The sequence below is a fragment of the Trinickia sp. Z7 genome, assembly GCF_056498045.1.
In genome coordinates, this window is record NZ_JAUEQW010000003.1 from 364,247 (window position 1) to 381,957 (window position 17,711).

The following is a 17,711-nucleotide window of genomic DNA, read 5'->3' on the forward strand; positions in this document are numbered from 1 at the left end:
CGGCAGGTCATGGCAGCGCTCAGGCCAGTCGCCTCCGTTCCGATTTACCTATTCGATGGCATTGCGATGAATCGACGAAATGCAGGCCCGGATTCCGTATGGGCGGATGCGGACGAGGTCCGCAAAGAGCTCGCCGAACGCGGTATCAGTGCGATAGGCCTGCGGGGAATCAGTCGGGTGCGCCCTGCGTTCGACATCGCTTTCGATTGGGCGCTCATTATGGCGGCGACCTCGTGCCTTTACCGTTTCGGCGTTGCCGCGGCGCTGCCGGCGCTATTTTTAATTGCCAACCGGCAACGCGCGCTCGGCAATCTCTTGCATGAAGCCGGTCATCGAAACCTTTATCGAACGGCTCGGCTCAACGATATGATCGCTGGCGCGTTCTTGGCGCCCGCGCTTCTCGCGGATCTCGCGCGCTACCGGGCCTCGCACGCCCGTCACCACGCGAGGTTGGGCATGAGCCAGCACGATCCCGACTACATCGTGCCTGCGGCGAGTTCCTTCCCGGATTGGTGGCGCACCTATCGCAAGCTCCTTTTTTCCGCCGGAGGCTGGCTCGCATCGGTGGCTGGCCACCTGATCGATTCGAACCTCGGAGCGGCGCGGCGCTTGACGCTCGTCGGCTGGTGGGCGGCCCTCGCGGCGTTGTTGGCACTCGTTGCGGGACCCGGATTCGCCGGCGTCTTCGTCATCTCCTGGTATGTTGCGAAAGCGACCGGTTTTCATGCGATCACGACATGGCGCGAAATGTGCGATCACTACGGAATGGCAACTGGCGGAATCTATTCGTTTACCCGCGATGTGGCCGTCGCACGCCGCTGGCGCTGGATCGTTCACCCGCATAACAACGGATACCATCTCACGCATCACTTGGTGCCGGCAGTGCCGTACTATCGCTTGCCCGACGTCTGGCGCATGCTTTCCTGCTTGCCCAGCTATTGCGCACGCGGCGTCGTCTGCACGTCGTATCTATGGGGTAGCGAAGCCGTCGTTCGCTGCCGTCGAAGTACGGGGCCGGCCCGATGAGCGGCGATCGGTTGGGGACGGTGCAGGTTGCGGCAATGCTCGTTTCCGCAAGCTACGGCATCGGATTTCTCTTCGGCTCGGGCGAACTCGCCATGTCGCGCGGCATGGCGGGTTGCCTGTATCCGTGGCTGACTGGCGCCGGGATGCTGCTCCTCGCGTTTTTGTCGGCTCGTCTATGGCGCGTCGGCGTGCCTGTGTGGGATTTGTTCGGGAACCGCTACGGCGCTGTCGTGAAGCGCTATGTCGCCGTGCTCTCCGTCATCTGGATGACGGGCGTCCTCGCCGCGCAAATCCAAGGGGCCAGCACGACGCTATCGCTGGTGGGCGTTCCCGGCACGTTGTCGCTGCCGATCGTGTCGCTAGCGATCTTCGTCGCCGCGCGGCTTCACCTCGGCGTGGCATCGAAGATTTTCGCGCTGTGCTTGTTGGCCGGTAGCGTCGTTCTGCTGCTGGCGGTACTCGATCTCGGCGGGCTCGGCATTTATTTGCATGCCATTCCGCGCTTTGCAGCCGATCTGCACCGGGTAGGCGGCTCTGAACTCGCGACGATGACGATTGCGGTCGTCTTTCTCGTTGTAACCGGCGCCGACTATCAGCAATTCATCATCGCGGCCCGCAGCCCGGCCGCCGCCGTAGCAGGCTGCGCTCTCGCCGCCGTCGTGCTGATCGTCGTGGGCGCATTGCCGGCATCCGCAGTGCTCGCGGCTAGCGACGCGGGCTGGCTTGCGCACGCTGCCGACGCGAAGCAAGCGATTCCGTTGGTCCTCGCTCACATGTCGGGGCGTCTCGGAAGCGGGGCGGGGACGGTCATGCTGCTCACCCTGGTCGCCGCCGCGCTGGGCTCGGGTGCGGCCGTCGTCCGCGCAATGTCGGCTGCGGTCCTGGCGATGCCCGAGATTGCGCGAGCGGACGCGAAGGTTTCGGCATCGGCCGCAGTGGTGTTGTTGGGCGCGATCGTTGCGAGTCGCGGGCAGGCGATCATCGAAACGATGATCGACCTCAATGTCGTGTACATCGCAAGCATCGGCCCGCTGTTCGCGCTGCTGCTGTTGAACATTGCCGTGCCGCCGGTCGCCGCACAACGCGCGCTCGTTGCGGGCTGTATTTCCTCCATTGCGCTTTACGCGACCAAATGGTTCGGTCTCGTCACGGGAAACGTCGAGCTCGTGTTCTTGGCCGCGGGCATGTTCACGTCGGTCCTCGCGCTCGAAGTCAACCGGCGCCGATACGCGCGTGCAATTTAGCTGCGCCTTCAGCTTCTTGGAGTGATCCATCCGGGAGTTCACTTACCCCAAGCGCGGCGCGCGCAAAGCGCACGATGAAATCGGTGACTTGGCGAGCGAGGGGCGGTTCCTGCTGCCAGTGATGCCAAAACAAGGGGATGGAAAGTCCCCGCTTCGGCGAGAGGTCGACGAGCTCTCCGGATGCCAGCGGCCCTTGCGCTTGTTGCACCGGAACGAGGCCGTAGCCGTTGCCGTTTTGGATGGCGCTGAGCAACGCCACAGGAGACGGAAAGTAGTGGCGCGGATACTGTCGCGGCTCCACGCCGAACAGCATTTTCAAGAAATCGTCGTGGAGGGAATCCTTGCGATTGAATAAGATCGCCGGCGCCGAGCAGAGCTCGTGCACCGTCAAACCGCAGGGGAAATGGCGCTGCGCGAATGCGGGCGCGGCGACGCAGCGATACTCCATCGAGCCGAGGCGAATCGCTTCGAACCCTTGCGCGGGCTTGGACTCGCTGCAAACGCACCCGATGACCTCTCCCCGAATCAGCATGGGTCCCGTATGGTCCTGATCTTCGACCAGAACTTCGAGCGCGACGGGCAGCGCATCGAGCAACGCTTGTGTGCATGCGCCAAACCATGACGCAAGCGAATCGGCATTCACGGCGACGGCCAGCCTTGCGCGCTGATGCCGACCGCCGTCGGGGGCGAGTTGCCGATAGACGTCTTGTTCGAGTAGGCGCACCGCGTTGACGTGCCGAAGCAGGACCTCACCCGCCACGGTTGGCAGCACCGGGCGATTTCGAATCAGCAGCACCGCTGATAGCGTTTCCTCCAACGCTTTGATGCGTAGCGAAATCGCGCCGCGCGTGATGTTCAGCGCATTTGCAGCCCGCTCGAAGCTTTGATGTTCGACGATCGCCGCAAAAGCTTCCAATTGGCTTCTGTCAAGCATGGTCGCTCCTCGGAATATTGGTTGGACGTCGATACTTGCGATAGAAATTGGCCGGAAAGCGCCGGCGATAGTATCACGCGGGCGGCATCGTTCTGGCGCGCCTTATTCACGGTGCGTTGTCGAGAAAAATCGATTTCAAGTTTCGACGTTTAAAAACATTCTTCTACAACCAAAGAAATTGAACGGCGATACGCCGGTGCAAGCGGCTGATAGCATTGTCGCCGAAATTGCTTAAGGTGACGGAATGACATTGCGAGAACAATTAGAACGATCTGCGGCAATCCGCCAGTCGTATACGCGTCTTCCATTTCAGGGGTTCTGGACCTGGCTGACTGGCAAGGAGCTGCACGGACGGGCATCGAGGTCGATCAGCCCGCTCGAATCCGCTGCTTGGGCCATTGCGCTGTTTCTCGGCGGAATGGCGGCGTCCGTGACGATATCGCTGCGCGCCGTGAGCGTGTTTTGGCTTCTGGTTTCCGTGACGCTCACCGTTTCGGGGGCGCGCTATATCGTCGCCACCGTTATTCATCACGGAGTTCATCATGCCGTCTTCCGTTCCGAGCGCGCGAACCTGATTCTGTGCGAAATATTGTCGACTCTCACCGTCGTGCAGCCGTTTCACGCGTATCGACAATTTCACGTCTACGAGCACCACGGCCGTGATTTTTCGACGATGGGAGACCAAGATCTGGCGGCGATCTATATGTTGGGATTGCGCCCCGGCGTCCCGATTGAGCGGATGCGATTGATCCTGCTGTGGCAATGCGTCAACCCGCTGTTCCATCTGCGGTACGGGTGGGGGCGAATCAAAAGCAATCTGGTCGATGCGCCCACCTACAGGGTCGCGATGACCCTCGCGTGGTTTTCAGCGCTGGCGGTCCTGGTGCACGTGTTGGGCCTGCCGGTCTTTTTGATTTCGATCGCGCTTCCGCTCACTGTGATCTATCACATCTGCTCATTGCTTCATCTGGTGACCGAGCACGCGTGGGTGCTGCGAACGAGCGGAGAGAAAGTCCGAGATTCGCATGTGAAGAACAGCCATGGCCGTTTTTGCGGGCGAGCGCTGCCCGCCCGCGGGCTTTCGGGTACGAAGTGGCTGCGTGCTTGGAGCGGATGGTGGGCCGAGCATTTGCTCGTCCACATCCCGGCGCGCCTGCTGATCGTGCAAGGATCGCTCATCGTTCACGATTGGCATCACAGAGCCGGGGCGGATCGCGGCTGGCCGAACGCGATCCAGCGGCGAGAAGCCGATCTGCAAAACGAATTTGCGCGAGGTGTGTACTCGTATACGGACATATGGGGCATTCACCATGTCATCGACGATGTCATGCGAAGGATCAGTGCGGCACCGGCTGCCGTGCCGGTGGAAGGGTTGCGATACCGGCTCAATTGACGGGCTCGGCGGGCACGGCGCTAGTAGAGAGACGAATATGAAAAGAGAACTTATCAATATCGTGAACGGCTTCAAGTTCGTGCCCGGCAGCGCGTACTACGAAGGGCTGGCGGACGAGGATTACCGATCGTTCAGGCGCTTTTACGATGCACAGGTGAAGCCTGATCCTTACGCTGCGGTGCGCGATCGGGCGATGATCAAGATCGTGTACGACAGAAAGACGGCGCAGATACGCCTGAATCCGAGTCAGTCGTACTTTCAGTCGTACGGCGCCAACGATAGCGACGGCGGGCGCGTCAGAGTGTTTCCGGCGATCGATGAATCGATTCTTGAAAACCGGGTCTTTCGCCATCTTTTCGTGTGCGATAGCCGTTACATCGATGAGTATTGCGACCGCGTGGGGCAGGAGAGCGTCAACATCAGCGTGCATTTCATTCGATACAAAGCGAACTGCGGCGGGGCGTCGTACAGCTCTCCGGTCTGGCTGCATCTCGATGACGAGCCGTTGGTTTTCATTCATTTGATCGAATTGACGCGAAATGCGATCGGAGCGGACAGCGTGATTTCGGAAATGGACAGCAAACCCACGAACGTTCTGAGGCTGTCGAATCCGTTCGATACGTTGATCGTCGATCGCGCGAAGAAGCACGCGGTGACGCCTCTGGGGGCGACCGAAGGCACCGCGTACCGCGACGTGATGCTGGTCAACCTCGAGGCGGAGGTCCAGCAGAAATGAGCGGGCAATTGCACCGACAGACGGCCGGGCGAGGCCACCAGATGTCCGACGAGCGGATCGGTCAACTATATATGTCGATTGCGATGGTCATCTCCGGGACCATCGGGTTCTTCGTGCTGATGTCGCGGCAAAGCCCCTTCAACGTCGTATGGTTCCGTTGCACCATCGGCTCCGTGGGGCTCGCAACCTATTGTTTTTCTCGAGGGTACTTTCGCTCGCTGCGGCTCGGCAGGCAAGAATGCGTCAACCTGTTCTTCGGCGCCTTGACGCTCATTGCCAATTGGTGCTTTCTATTTACGGCGTATCGGTTGACGTCCGTCGGTATCACCACCGTCGTCTACAACGTGCAGCCGTTTCTGCTGTTGATCGCAGGGTTTCTCGTGCGGCGCGAGCGGGCGTCGCGCGCGGCCGTTCTTTGGCTCGTCCTTTCCTTCACCGGGCTCGTCGTGCTCGCGCAGCCCGGCGTTCAGCACAACGATCGTGCGTACGGGCTCGGGATCGCGTGCGCTCTGGCGGCCGCAACGCTCTATGCGGCCACGACACTGTTTACGAGGTCGCTCTCGCGATCGCTTCGGCCGGAATTGATCGCAGTGGGTCACATGGTGATCGGGACCGTGGTGTTCATCCCGTTGGCCAATTTCCACGATTTGCCGGCTTCGCCTTCGCAAATGGCCGCGATTTCCGCACTGGGGCTCGTTCATACGACATTCATGTACATACTGCTGTACGGCGCCTTCAAAAAGGCCGCAACGAGCAGTATCGCGGTGCTCAGTTTCGTGTACCCGCTCGTCGCCGTGACTATCGATTTCTTCGCATTCGGGCGGATGTTGACGCCGGCGCAATTAGGTGGGGGCGTGCTGATCGTGGCCGCCGCGGCGGCCTATGCGAGCGGCATCGATCCTTTCTCCATCGTCGCCCGCCTTGTGAGCAGAAGCGGCAAGAAGAACACTCACGGTGCGTGAGGAGACCAGCAGTGAAAAGCAATCTCGACCCGCTCATGAAGGCCTACGGCCTCAGGCCCGGGGACCGGGTTGGCATCATGGGGGATCGGCCAGCCGGGGCACAGCGCCTGGCCGACCTGTTGGACTGGCAACTGTGCCGGCACGTGCTGCTCGACCCCGGCGAAGCGCTGGCAAGCCTTTCCTCGAAAGTCGTGAGGGACGGCATACGAATGGTTTTCGTGTGGCCGGAAAGCCGAAGCATTGGCGAAAAGCTTCCGCTCTGTGTCGGCCTGGCCGATGCATTCCTCGAAAAGGCTAACCACGTGTGACCGATTCGGCGATTCCGCATCCAACAGCCCCTGTCACGTCGCAGTGTCACCCTATCCCATGACCGGCTGCGATTCGCCCCTCATATTGGTGAGGAGGCGCCTCATTCGCCATCAGCGCGCGACGAGCGCACAGTGATCGATCGTGCGCGCGTCGTACTTGGCGGCCACTTCGAAGCCGGCGTCGCGCAACCACGTCGTATGGTCCCGCACGGGATAGGCCATGCCTTGCCCGCTCGCGACCGTGACGAAGTACAGCGACGATTTGACCGACTGTAACCCGCCCGCTTCGTCCGGGTCGCACATCAGCGACCAGACGAACAAATGACCGCCGTCCGCGAGATAAGCGCGTGTTTTCCGGTAGAGAAACTGGATTCTCTCCGGCGAAAAGATTTCGAGCACATGCGAGAACATCACGCCGTCGCACTCTTGCGGCCAAGGATCCGTGAACATGTCCACGGCTTCGCACGTCACGCGTTGCTCGAGGCCGCGCGCGGCGATGTTCGCTCGTGCTTTTTCGATGACGGAGGGTAGGTCGATCAGCGTCACCTGTAACGACGGATAGCGCTCGCACAGACGAATTGCATTGGTGCCGTCGCCGCCGCCGACATCGAGCAGCCGCGACACATTGCTGAATTCCTCGATCGCCATCATGCGCGGCGACAGCCGCGTGTACGCGCCCATGCCTTCATGAAACAGGTGCTCCAGAGCGGGATCGCCCGCCATGCGTCCATAGAGCGTGGGCGTGTCGCCCGGAAATTCGTCGAGGCCCGCATTGCGTCCTTCGCGCAAGGCTTGCGTGAAATGCAGGCAGGCGCGATGTTGGATCTTGTCGTTCAGACGCACGAACGGAACCATCGATTGGGCGGACCCTCGCAGCAGGCAGCGCCGCGCAAGCGGCGCGTTCTGGATTTCGCCCGTTTCGCTGACACTGATCAGCTTCAGGTGCTTGAGCCCAAGTAGTAATACGCGGCAGCCATGCGCGTCGATTTCGAGTTGCCGTGGCAATGAGGCAAGCGTCGCGCCTCGCTCGATCACGTCGAATACGCCAAGATCGCAGGCGCTCGAAAGCACTTGGGTTTTGATGTAGCCGTTCATCATTTCACAAAGCGAGTGCCATTCTTCCCACGACAATTCATCCATCGTTGCGAATCCCCATTTAAATGTCGATGCTTCAAACGGCAGCGACTTCATCGCTGACGAGTTGCGCCTTGCGTTGCGCGAGCCGCGAGCGGATGCATTCGCTCTCGCTCGCGGGTAGCCGGTGGGCATTCCAACGCAGGTAGCACTCGAGTTCATGCACGCGCATGCCGAGCGGCGTAGATTCGCCGTCGATGAAAAGAATGTCGTGCAAGGCCATCGCACGAATCACGAAGAACGGCACGTCGGCGCGCATTGGGCGGAACGCGGGCGAGTGCGCGCCGCGCACCGAGCTGGCGGGATGAAACTCGCCGAGCATCAATCCGCACTCCATGTAAAACGGCTTCAAAATCCCATGCGCACAGTCGATGAACTTGTAACAGGCATCCGCGTGCAAGCCGAGCGGAAAAATCGCGAGCGAGAGTAGATCGGACGGCTCGGGGCGCTCCTTGGCCGTTCGATCGAATAGGCTCGGCAATCGCATCAACGTGTGGATATAGGTAGCGAACGGCATATCCACCGCATCGAAGGCGCAAAACAGCAACGCTTCCTCTTCGTGCGCTGGCTTTGCGAAGGGGCAGACGGCGCCTTTGCGTCCCAGGTTCGAGTGCGGTTGCATGATAAAGCGCTGGATCCATGCGAGGCCCGTTGCATACGTGCTGCGCAATGGCTCGTCGGCCTGCGCGTCGATCTCGGTCGACGCGCACAATGACCGCTCGATCTGCGCGAGGGCGTGGAAAACCGATTCCGCCGCCGGCGTGATTGGCATCTGCTCGTTCATACGGTGCTTCCTCATTTGAAGTATTTGCGACCGCTGCGCTTCTCGTTATCGAGCGTGGCTTCGAACAGGCGCCCCCATTCGTAATCGATTCGATCCGGATGAAAGGGGAATACGCCGGCGCCCGGGGTAAATGTCAGCTCTCCGAAAAAAATCTTGCCGTCGGGCACGTACAAATCCACGCGGACATAGCCGAGGCCGTCCGCCAAGCACGTGGCCAGACGCACGATCTCATCCCAATGCGGGGGCGCCGGGGGCGCGATCTCGCTTCGCGGATAGTGACCGACGGCAATGTCGACGCGGTTCCAGCGAACATCGAACACATCCCCGTGCGGTGTGCCGAAACGGTCGGATACGATGCCGGCGTAAATAATTGGCTCGCCGTGCGCATCGCGGCCGAACATATTGAGCTTTAGATCCGCGGGCACGCGGCCGTTTTGGTCGAGCAGCAATTGCTCGAAATAAATTCGCGGCTCGATGGGGCGGTAATGCCGCTCGCGAGACGCGCGATAGAAATCCTGCGCCAACCAATTTTGGGCAAGGCCGCTCAATTCTTCGAAGGACGTTTGCCGTTTGTCATCGACGATCTTCACGTAACCGCAGCCATGATTGGCCTTCATGACGAAGGCGTTCGGCAGCGAATCGAACAGCGCCCGATCGAACACATCGGGGGTGGCGATGAGCGGGACGAGATGCGCCTCGCCGATGCGCTGCTTGACGAACGCACGCACGGCGAGCTTATCGGCGAGCGCGCTCCATTGCGGCTCTGGGCGCAGACAGCGCTGGAGAATGAATTCGTTGAAGGTCCGTGGACTGGCGAGGTTGGGCCAGCGGCCCACATGGCGCCAGTGCGACAAGCATAGAAACAGCGAGTCGGGCAGAAAACGCTTTGCCCGACGCCATGCGCTGCGCAGGCTGGCGTCTAGAGCGGAACGTGCGCGTGCCGCCCCGCCGCGCGTGAAAGGCAGAGGCAGGGACGTCGATTCGGCCCGCGCGCCGCATGCGGGGCGCGCCGCGCCCGGCAATAAGAGCGCGACGCTCTCGCAGCCGGTTTGCTCGATCGAGGCAGGCGGCTGCGGATCGGGTTCGGCTACGTTCGGCATAGTGTTGCCCTTCCCTTCGACTCGTGTGTTTTTCGGTGGCTTCGGTTGCACCCCGATAGAACCATTGGGAATGGGGGCGAGCAATAAGCCGAGCCGGAAGTCGGGAATCTTTGGCGCTTTATGACGTAGTTATTTTATGGCCCTGTTGCGCAGCAATCTTTGCTTACACAACTAGGAATTTGTTTAGCTGTGTTACGTATATGTGCGCCGTTATGTGCTGGGACGAGATATCCTGAATAAGTTAGAAGAAACGCGTAATGTTGTGCGCAACCACGCTTAAGACTTCGCGTTGCAATAGACTTCGCGTTGCAATACGGGTTTTTCGGACATGCGGTGGCAGGCGGTCGATAACGTGCAATGCGCAGCGATCATGGGGGCATCGATCTTCCCCACACGGTCCTGCCCCGACTGCAAGGCAGCCGGAGCATCGCGGCACAGAGTGCGTTTCGCATGAGCCACGCCGAGATGAAACCGCGGCTAACCGGCGCGGGTTGGCACTGGAGGTAATCGGCAGACGAAACCGATCCGGCCCCTGAGGGGTTGGATTCGAGCCGCTATAATGCGGCGCATCGTCACACCGCTACCATTCATGCCCCGTTTCATTTGCGCTTTGCTCCTATGCCTTGGACTGGCCGCGCCCGCGATCGCGCAGCAATCCGATGCCTCGACGCCCGTTGCCGAGCCCCCGGCCGCGGCTAGCGCAGCCATGGGCGCAGAGTTGCATCGCATTCGCGACTTGCTCACGCACAAAGTCGGGCTCGCGCGGGCGAAAGCGGAGCAGATTTCGGCCGCGGTGATGTCGTCCGCATCCAAATATTCGCTGCCGCCGGCGCTCGTGCTGGCGATCATCTCGATCGAATCGCGCTTCCAGGAACGGGCTCGCGGGGCACACGGCGCGACGGGCCTGATGCAGGTCGTGCCGGCCGCACATAAGCGCCTCGTCAAAAACCTCGATCTGACCGAGCCGGCGGCGAACATCGAGGCGGGATCGGCGATATTGCACGGCTACCTCGAATCGGCTCGCGGGGATGTGAGCGCCGCGCTCAGAAGCTACGGCGGTTCCTCGGCCTATGCGCAAAAAGTCAGCTTGCGCGCGAAGGATTTCCAGATGGCCGGCGCGGCAAGCGATGCCGGAGCGCCTGCCGCGCAATCGCCGCAGTGACGGCGCGCCGATGAGCCTCCACCGCATTCGCGTAGTAGATGCGACTCGGGTAAGCGCATGCGGCCGCACGCTATCCCGCACTTTCCGCCAGCACCCCGTGATTCGCGACATGCGGCCTGTCGCGCTGCTCGCATGCTCTGCTAGAATCTGATCCGTCGCGCGGTAAATACGCAGGACTCCAAAATAATTAGCGAATTCGCAAGCAGGGCCAAATTCGAACGTCAGGGAACAGAATATGAATTGGCTCCGCCCACTTATCGTCTTCTCGGTTGCATTCGGCTCGATGGCCTACGCGGACGCCACGCAGTGGACCGCATTGAAGAGCGCAAGCGATCTGGCCTACGCGGTCGATACCGATAGCATTGCAACCGATTCCGACGGCTACATCGAATACACGGCGAAAACGACATGGAAGGCGCCCGCAATGATGCCCGGGGCGAGCGCACCCGTTGCGGTGTCGGTTACGCGTTATCAAATCGATTGCGGCGGTAAGCAGTGGCGCACGCTCGACACGCATTATCTGGGCGCCGACGGCGCACCTGCGGGCGCAGTGCGTTCGCCCGATTCGCCATGGGTGACCGTGAGCCCCGGCACGGTCGTCGACACCATGTTCCGTAGGGTCTGTTAGCGGCAATCGCGCCGCGCGGCACGGTCCATCTGTACGCTTTTTCTCCAGTTGCTCTAGTATGTGGGACGCCGTGGGCAAGATGCGGGTGTTGGCGCATCGGCGGCGTCTACCGACAGGAGAACAATATGCATGCAATGCGAAAGTTGAATGTCGCGGTGTTGTTGTGGGCGCTCGCTTCGGGCGTCGCCTTTGCCGACACGGTCAGGCTCACTGCGAATCTAGAACCGTCGAGCGAAGTGCCGCCTACGACGTCCCCGGGTAGCGGCAAGCTCGACGCGCAGTTCGACACGTCGAGCAAGGTTCTGAAGTGGAACATTTCCTACCAAGGGCTCACGGGGCCCGCCACGGCGGCGCATTTCCATGGCCCGGCGGCCGTGGGCAGCAATGCGCCGCCCGTCGTGCCGATCCCGAAAGACAAGTTGGCCAATCCGATCACCGGCTCCAAAACGCTGAGCGATACCGATGCGAACGACTTGATGGCCGGCAAGTGGTATTTCAACATCCACACCAAAGCGAATCCGAACGGCGAAATTCGCGGCCAGGTCAGGCCGCAATAGTTTCGCGAGTGCGGGCCCGTCAAGTCGCGTCGGCTCGTTGCCGGCCTCGCGCGCCGGCGCGTCTGACGTGAGAGCGGTTCGTCATCGTTCGCGGGGGGCGCCGCGATGAGCTGGCAAAGCGCCGTCGCCTGTTGGCTGCTGAAGCGGCAGTTTCGCCCCGAAACCCTGAAACCGCACGTGAGCGTCGAACGCGCGCGTGCGCATGCGGCCACGCGCATTCGGAGGGTATCGGCCCCATCGGGCTGGCGGTTGACCGTGCGCGATGAACCGAGCGATGCGCCGTTGCGCGGCGAGTGGCTGGAACCCGAAGCCGCCGGCTCGCCCGCGCGCACGATGTTGTATTGCCACGGCGGCGGCTATTACTTTTGCTCACCAGCGTCGCATCGTGCCCTCGTCTTCGGCCTTGCCGCGCGGGCCCGGGCTCGCACGTTTTCGCTCGATTACCGCCTGGCGCCCGAGCATCCGTTCCCGGCCGCGCTCGACGATGCGCTGGCGGCATACCGGCGCTTGCTCGCCGATGGCACGTCACCCGAATCGCTCGTCATCGCCGGGGATTCGGCCGGCGGCGGCCTTGCGTTGGCCACGCTCGTCGCCTTGCGCGACGCCGGCGATCCTCTACCGGCCGCCGGCGTGCTGTTTTCGCCGTGGACCGACCTTGCCGCCACGGGACGCACGCTCGAATCGAACGACGGACGCGATCCGATGTTCTGCGGGGCCGCGATCGGCCGGGCAGCGAAATTCTACGTGGGCGACGCGAACCCGACCGATCCCTATCTGTCGCCGTTGTACGCCGATTTCTCCGGATTGCCGCCGCTCTTGATTCAGGCGAGCAGCACCGAGGTGTTGCTCGACGATGCTCGCCGCGTGGCCGATCGCGCCAGCGCTGCAGGGGTGCGCGTCGAGTTGGAAGTATGGCCCGAGTTACCGCACGTCTGGCATCTGTGGACGCCATTCGTGCCGGAAGCGAAGCGCGCGCTGGAGCGCGCGGCGCAGTTCGTGCGGCTTCACGCGTGCGAGCATGCGGCTCAGCCGGAACCGGAGCCGGGCGCGACGCTGCGATAAGCGGCTTGCACGATCTCGCTCCCGTAACGCCGCTCGAGACGGCGCACGGCGAAATGCCCGTGCGCCGTTTGCTGAAAGTGGTCGATGAAGACTGTGTTGACGAGCGCGCCGAGCACGGCGCCGATCGCGGGGATCGACTTGGCGGCCACTTGCTCGCTGACCTGCGCGGAAAAGCGGGCGGCGATCGCGTTCATGAGCCGCACGAGCGCCGGCGCGCCATGCGCGGCGACCCCTTTGCTCGCCAACTCCGACGATGCCTTCGAGACGGCCTGCGCGAGCGCGCCGCGCGCGATGAAGTAGCCCAGGTCGGCTTCTTCTGCCTGCACGCTGCGGCCCATGCCGAACACCGCCAGGCACTGAAGCCTCGCATCGAAGCCGCGCAAGTCCTCGCCTTCGCTACGGGCGATGTCGCAAATGGAGCGGAACATGAGCGTCGTCGTAACCGGCAACTCGGCCGGCAACGCGATCAACCCGAATGCGCCACCGGCGGCGCCCGTTGTCGCCACCGCCGCCTTGTGCAGCCAGTCGCGCGGTTTCGCCATCGCGCCGCTGGGCGTGGATGCATTTTCGCCGGGGGCGAATGCGGGCGCGCCGAGCGTCGCCACGGCCGCTTGAAGGGCTTTCTCGAGCGAGCGCCGCGTTGCATCGGCGATCGTCGCGTGCGCCGAGGGCGGCAAGCGCGCCATTAGCCGCTCGAGCGGCGCACCCACCGCATCTGCCAGTTTCATCGCCAAGGGTTGCGTCTCGAGCGCCCGCTTGGCCTTCGCCAGCGTGACCAGATCTTCGGCGGAGAGCTGCTCGCCAGCGATAGGTATCGGTTCCATGCGGTAAGTTGGCGAATGAACGCCGAAGTTTAGCGGTTTCTCCGAGTCTATGCCGACACCTGCCGCCAGCCAATCGGGAGTTCGCCATGCTATCATTTCGCATTCTTTGACTCGTCAACGATTGCGCTTACAAAAATGGCCGTCCACACCGCGCCCCAACATTCGCGGGGGCAACTCCTGCCGTTTCGAGAGTCGCTGCTGGCGATGCTCGGCATCTCGTTCGTCACGATGCTCGTCGCGTTCGACCAGACCGTGGTCGGCACGGCGTTGCCGACCATCGTGGCGGAATTGCGCGGTTTCGAGCTGTACGCGTGGGTGGCCACGTCCTATTTGCTCACCTCGGTCATCACGGTCCCGATCTTTGGGCGCCTGGGCGATTACTTCGGGCGCAAACCGTTCGTGATCGCTTCGATCGTCGTGTTCACGGGCGCATCGGTGCTGTGCGGCGCGGCCAACAGCATGCTGTTTCTCGTGCTTGCGCGCGCTTTGCAGGGCATAGGCGGGGGCATGCTCGTCGGCACCGCCTTTGCGTGCATTCCCGATCTGTTTCCGGATTCGGTCGTGCGTCTGCGCTGGCAAGTGCTGATGAGTTCGGCATTCGGCATTGCCAATGCGATCGGGCCGTCGCTAGGCGGTTTCCTGACCCAGTATTACGGCTGGCGCTCGGCCTTCTACGTCAATCTGCCCGTGGGACTGCTGTCGCTGATTTTCGTTTGGCGCTATCTGCCGCATCTACGGCATATCGAAACACGCGGCAAAATTCGGTTGGATTGGCCCGGTTCGCTGTTGATCGCGGTTGCGCTCGGCGCGCTGCAGTTGCTCGTCGAATCGCTGTCGCAACACGGTTTTTCGACGGGCGTGGCGGCGCTCGCGGTGCTCGCCGCCGTGGCTGCCGTAGCGTTGTGGAAGTGGGAAGGGCGCGCCGCGCAGCCGATTCTCCCGCTCGATATGTTCTCCAACCGCAGCCTCGCAGCGCTCTTCGCGCTCTCGCTGCTGTGCGGTTTTTCGATGTTCTCCCTGATCTTTTATGCGCCGCTGCTGTTGCAAGGGGGCTTCGGGCTCTCGCCGAAGGATGCCGGCTTGCTCGTGACGCCGCTCGTCGTATTCATCACGATCGGCAGCATCGTCAACGGCCGCATCGTGACGCGCATCCCGCGCCCCAATGCGATGCTCTACGTCGGTTGTGCGTTGCTCGCGTGCTCTTGTGCGGGCACCGCGCTCGCCACGCGCGTCATGCCGCATGCGCTGTTGATGGGATGGATGATGCTCGGCGGCGTGGGGCTAGGGTTCGTGCTGCCGAATCTCACGGTCTTCGCTCAGGAAACGGCGGGGCGCGAGCATTTGGGTATCGCGACGGCGCTGCTGCAATCGCTGCGCATGATCGGAGGCATGTTCGGCGCGGCTGTTACCGGCACGTTGATCACGCATCTTTATGCGCGCGGTGTGCGCAATGCACTGACCGCGGGCAATGCGGAGCGGTGGTGGCCGACCATGCGCGACCCGCAAATCCTCGTCAATCGCGACGCGCAGCACAGCCTGCTCGATGCGTTTGCCCATGCCGGCCGCAGCGATGGAGCGGCGCTGCTCGAGCAGGCGCGCGAGGCGCTCGTGACGGCGATTCACGCAGGGATTGCCGTAGCGGCCGTGGTTGCGCTCGTGGCGTTCTGGCAGTGCAGGCGCGTGCCCCATGTCAATATCACGCGCCGCGCGCAGTCCGCGCCCGCGGCCGAATAGCCGAGCAATAAGGGTTACACCATGGAAGATTACGTCGCCATCGTTCAGCAGTTCGGCCGAACCTACCGGGCGTTCCTGTCGGCTTTCGAATCGCAGGTCGGACACGCCATGCCGCGCTGGCGCATCTTGCTCGCGTTGACCGAGCCGGATGGAGCGTGGTCCCAAAAGCGGCTCGTCGAGCGGCTGCGTATCGATCCGGGCGCGCTCACGCGTCAATTGAAGGCGCTGGAGGCGATCGGGTGGGTCGAGCGCAGCATCGACGCGCGTGACAATCGCATTACGAACGTGCGCTTGACGAGCGAAGGGCGACACGCCGTGGAAGCGAGCTTGCCGCAGCGCAACGTCTTCCTGCGCGAAACGATGGGTGCGTTGCCCGATGAAGCCCTGGCCGCCCTGTCCGATGCCTTGACCCAACTCGAGGCGCGCATCGCCGGGCTCGGGCAATGCGTGCCGTCGCCGGTAGACGCAGGCAGCGTGCAGTCCACTGGCGTCGATGCGCCCGATACCGTCGATGCGCCGGAGGCGGCCGATGGGTCGGATCCGGCCGATGCGCAAGAGACGCCCGATGCCTCTCGCGGGGCAGGCTCATCGTCGGCGGTCCCGACCCGCTGAAGAGGCGCCGCGCGGCCGCACGTTCCCATCGATCAGAAGAACGTTTCGACCACTTCCTTGACGCGGTAGCTCGCATCGACGACCAGCAACTGGCGCCACTTGTCGAACGTCAGACAAGGGTGCGAAATGTCGAACGCCAGCATATCGCCGACTTTGAGATCGGCGCCCGCGGGAATGCGCAGATACGCATGCTGATCCATCATCCCCGTGACTTCCCAGCCTTCTTGCGGCGCAATCGCGCGCGGTTGGGGAATGCCGGCGCCGGGCCGGTAGTGGCGCGCGGGAATCGGCATCCCGGCGTCGAATGCGGCGTCGCGCTTGCCGAAGCCGACGATCGCTCGATCGGGCTCGGGAATCGACTGCACATAAGCCCACAACTGCAGCGCCGGCAAGAGCGCCTCGCCCATCTTCTTGGCGACCGGATTGCGCGCGAGGATTTCGCTTTGCGCTTTCTTGTAGACGCCGACGTCATGGGTCAGATAGCAGCCCGGGCGCAGCACGACTTCGATCGCACCAGCTTTGGACGCGGCCGCGAATTCTTCCGCCACCACGTCGTACCAGGCCGAGCCCGCGCCGGAAAGCAGGGCCGGCGTGCGTTGGAAGGCGCCCTCGGCGGCCAGCCGTTGGGTCGTTTGCACCGCACGGCGCAAGAACGCGCGCACCGCTTGCTCGTCGGCGATGATGCCCTCGTACAGTTCGATGCCCGCGAGCAGCAGCGTTCCCTCATGGCGAGCGATGGCCGACAGCACCGCTTCCAACTGGGCATCGTCGCGCACGCCGGTGCGCCCGCCCGCCACGCCGAGCTCGATCAACACTTGCAGGCGGCGGCCCGCCGCCTTGAAGAAGGTGCCGAGTTGGTCGACGCCGTCGATCGAATCGACCAGGCAGAAGAATTCGAAGTCCGGATCGCTCAGCAATTCGGCGATCATCGCCATGTTGCGCTTGCCGACCAATTGGTTCGCCATCAACACGCGCTCGATGCCGCCGTGATAGGCCGCCCGCGTCTGATGCGCGGTCGCGAGGGTGATGCCCCAGGCGCCCGTCTCGATCTGCCGCCGAAAAAGCTGCGGCGCCATGGTCGTCTTGCCGTGCGGAGCGAGCTTCACGCCGTACTCGGAGACGAACGCCTGCATCCATTTGAGGTTGTGCTCGATCCGGTCCTCGTACAGAACGGCGGCCGGCAAGCTCACGTCCTCGTCCAGCAGGTTCCATTCGAGATTCGCGGCTTGAGCGAGGGGCACGCTCGCGCTCGGGACCGTGCCAAGCCCCTTGCCGAGCGGATCGATAGATGCTGCCGAGTAGCTCGTCATCGTCAATGTCATCGGAATCGTCCTCGCATAAACGTGCGCCGGCGGCATAGCCGGCGTTTGGGTTCCCATGGTACCGAAAGTGCGAGTAGGATTGCCCGAATCGTCGATGTCGCGCCGTTGGACTTGCCGCCGGGCTATCGCCACGCCGAAACCCGCGTCCAACTCGCTGCCGCCGCGCCGGCAATCGCCAATCGCACCCGC

The 17,711-nt window shown here is 62.6% G+C and carries 17 protein-coding genes and 1 pseudogene; 12 read left to right on the forward strand and 6 right to left on the reverse strand.

Annotated features, from left to right (window positions below; all coding sequences use genetic code 11):
• Nucleotides 1–66: 66 nt before the first annotated feature.
• Nucleotides 67–1,026, forward strand: coding sequence for a fatty acid desaturase family protein (locus QQS38_RS08175; protein ID WP_479644862.1), 960 nt, complete (start codon nucleotides 67–69; stop codon nucleotides 1,024–1,026).
• Nucleotides 1,023–2,270 carry an SLC5/6 family protein gene (locus QQS38_RS08180; protein ID WP_479644863.1) on the forward strand — a complete coding sequence of 416 codons (1,248 nt, stop codon included), beginning with the start codon at nucleotides 1,023–1,025 and terminating at the stop codon, nucleotides 2,268–2,270. Before QQS38_RS08175 ends, QQS38_RS08180 begins: the two co-directional genes overlap by 4 nt.
• Here the strand turns inward: QQS38_RS08180 and argP are convergent.
• Complete coding sequence (argP, locus tag QQS38_RS08185; RefSeq protein ID WP_479644864.1) at nucleotides 2,239–3,204, reverse strand: HTH-type transcriptional regulator ArgP; 966 nt, start codon at nucleotides 3,202–3,204, stop codon at nucleotides 2,239–2,241. The genes QQS38_RS08180 and argP overlap by 32 nt on opposite strands.
• Nucleotides 3,205–3,448: 244 nt before the next feature.
• On the opposite strand from argP, the gene QQS38_RS08190 reads away from it, so the two are divergent.
• Genes QQS38_RS08190 through QQS38_RS08205 form a run of 4 tightly spaced genes read left to right on the forward strand, consistent with a single transcriptional unit; the run spans nucleotide 3,449 to nucleotide 6,603 of the window.
• On the forward strand, nucleotides 3,449–4,597 hold the full coding sequence (locus tag QQS38_RS08190; RefSeq protein ID WP_479644865.1) for a hypothetical protein: 1,149 nt from the start codon (nucleotides 3,449–3,451) through the stop codon (nucleotides 4,595–4,597).
• A gap of 37 nt (nucleotides 4,598–4,634) precedes the next feature.
• Entirely contained in the window at nucleotides 4,635–5,333 is a 699-nt protein-coding gene (locus QQS38_RS08195; protein ID WP_479644866.1) for a 2OG-Fe dioxygenase family protein, read from the forward strand.
• Entirely contained in the window at nucleotides 5,330–6,295 is a 966-nt protein-coding gene (locus tag QQS38_RS08200; protein ID WP_479644867.1) for a DMT family transporter, read from the forward strand. Before QQS38_RS08195 ends, QQS38_RS08200 begins: the two co-directional genes overlap by 4 nt.
• Before the next feature lie 11 nt (nucleotides 6,296–6,306).
• Complete coding sequence (locus tag QQS38_RS08205) at nucleotides 6,307–6,603, forward strand: hypothetical protein (protein WP_479644868.1); 297 nt, start codon at nucleotides 6,307–6,309, stop codon at nucleotides 6,601–6,603.
• Between the two features lie 111 nt (nucleotides 6,604–6,714).
• Here the strand turns inward: QQS38_RS08205 and QQS38_RS08210 are convergent, their stop codons facing one another.
• From QQS38_RS08210 to QQS38_RS08220, 3 genes are read right to left on the reverse strand one after another with little or no spacing between them, the layout of a single operon-like run.
• Nucleotides 6,715–7,743: a methyltransferase gene (locus tag QQS38_RS08210; RefSeq protein ID WP_479644869.1), complete on the reverse strand. Its 1,029-nt coding sequence runs from the start codon at nucleotides 7,741–7,743 to the stop codon at nucleotides 6,715–6,717.
• A 31-nt stretch (nucleotides 7,744–7,774) separates the two neighbouring features.
• The gene (locus QQS38_RS08215; RefSeq protein WP_479644870.1) at nucleotides 7,775–8,521 is read right to left on the reverse strand and encodes a DUF6875 domain-containing protein; all 747 of its coding nucleotides are present in this window, start codon (nucleotides 8,519–8,521) and stop codon (nucleotides 7,775–7,777) included.
• Between the two features lie 11 nt (nucleotides 8,522–8,532).
• Nucleotides 8,533–9,621, reverse strand: a complete 1,089-nt coding sequence (locus tag QQS38_RS08220; protein WP_479644871.1) for an ATP-grasp fold amidoligase family protein — start codon at nucleotides 9,619–9,621, stop codon at nucleotides 8,533–8,535.
• A gap of 589 nt (nucleotides 9,622–10,210) precedes the next feature.
• On the opposite strand from QQS38_RS08220, the gene QQS38_RS08225 reads away from it, so the two are divergent.
• From QQS38_RS08225 to QQS38_RS08240, 4 genes are all read left to right on the forward strand, one after another.
• Entirely contained in the window at nucleotides 10,211–10,783 is a 573-nt protein-coding gene (locus QQS38_RS08225; RefSeq protein WP_479644872.1) for a transglycosylase SLT domain-containing protein, read from the forward strand.
• A 235-nt stretch (nucleotides 10,784–11,018) separates the two neighbouring features.
• Entirely contained in the window at nucleotides 11,019–11,411 is a 393-nt protein-coding gene (locus QQS38_RS08230; RefSeq protein ID WP_479644873.1) for a surface-adhesin E family protein, read from the forward strand.
• Nucleotides 11,412–11,536: 125 nt separating this feature from the next.
• Nucleotides 11,537–11,968 carry a CHRD domain-containing protein gene (locus QQS38_RS08235; protein WP_479644874.1) on the forward strand — a complete coding sequence of 144 codons (432 nt, stop codon included), beginning with the start codon at nucleotides 11,537–11,539 and terminating at the stop codon, nucleotides 11,966–11,968.
• Between the two features lie 105 nt (nucleotides 11,969–12,073).
• The gene (locus QQS38_RS08240; RefSeq protein WP_479644875.1) at nucleotides 12,074–13,030 is read left to right on the forward strand and encodes an alpha/beta hydrolase; all 957 of its coding nucleotides are present in this window, start codon (nucleotides 12,074–12,076) and stop codon (nucleotides 13,028–13,030) included.
• Here QQS38_RS08240 and QQS38_RS08245 read toward each other — a convergent pair.
• Nucleotides 12,994–13,854, reverse strand: a complete 861-nt coding sequence (locus QQS38_RS08245) for an EcsC family protein (protein WP_479644876.1) — start codon at nucleotides 13,852–13,854, stop codon at nucleotides 12,994–12,996. The two genes, QQS38_RS08240 and QQS38_RS08245, sit on opposite strands and share 37 nt — an antisense overlap.
• A gap of 135 nt (nucleotides 13,855–13,989) precedes the next feature.
• Between QQS38_RS08245 and QQS38_RS08250 the strand changes: the two genes are divergently transcribed.
• Both QQS38_RS08250 and QQS38_RS08255 read left to right on the forward strand, forming a co-directional pair.
• Complete coding sequence (locus tag QQS38_RS08250) at nucleotides 13,990–15,588, forward strand: MFS transporter (protein ID WP_479644877.1); 1,599 nt, start codon at nucleotides 13,990–13,992, stop codon at nucleotides 15,586–15,588.
• Between the two features lie 21 nt (nucleotides 15,589–15,609).
• Nucleotides 15,610–16,056, forward strand: a pseudogene (locus tag QQS38_RS08255) (MarR family winged helix-turn-helix transcriptional regulator); the annotation flags it as partial.
• Nucleotides 16,057–16,232: 176 nt separating this feature from the next.
• Here QQS38_RS08255 and QQS38_RS08260 read toward each other — a convergent pair.
• A complete protein-coding gene (locus tag QQS38_RS08260) occupies nucleotides 16,233–17,522 on the reverse strand; it encodes an amino acid deaminase (RefSeq protein WP_479644878.1) in 1,290 nt (429 codons plus the stop codon).
• Nucleotides 17,523–17,711: the final 189 nt, after the last annotated feature.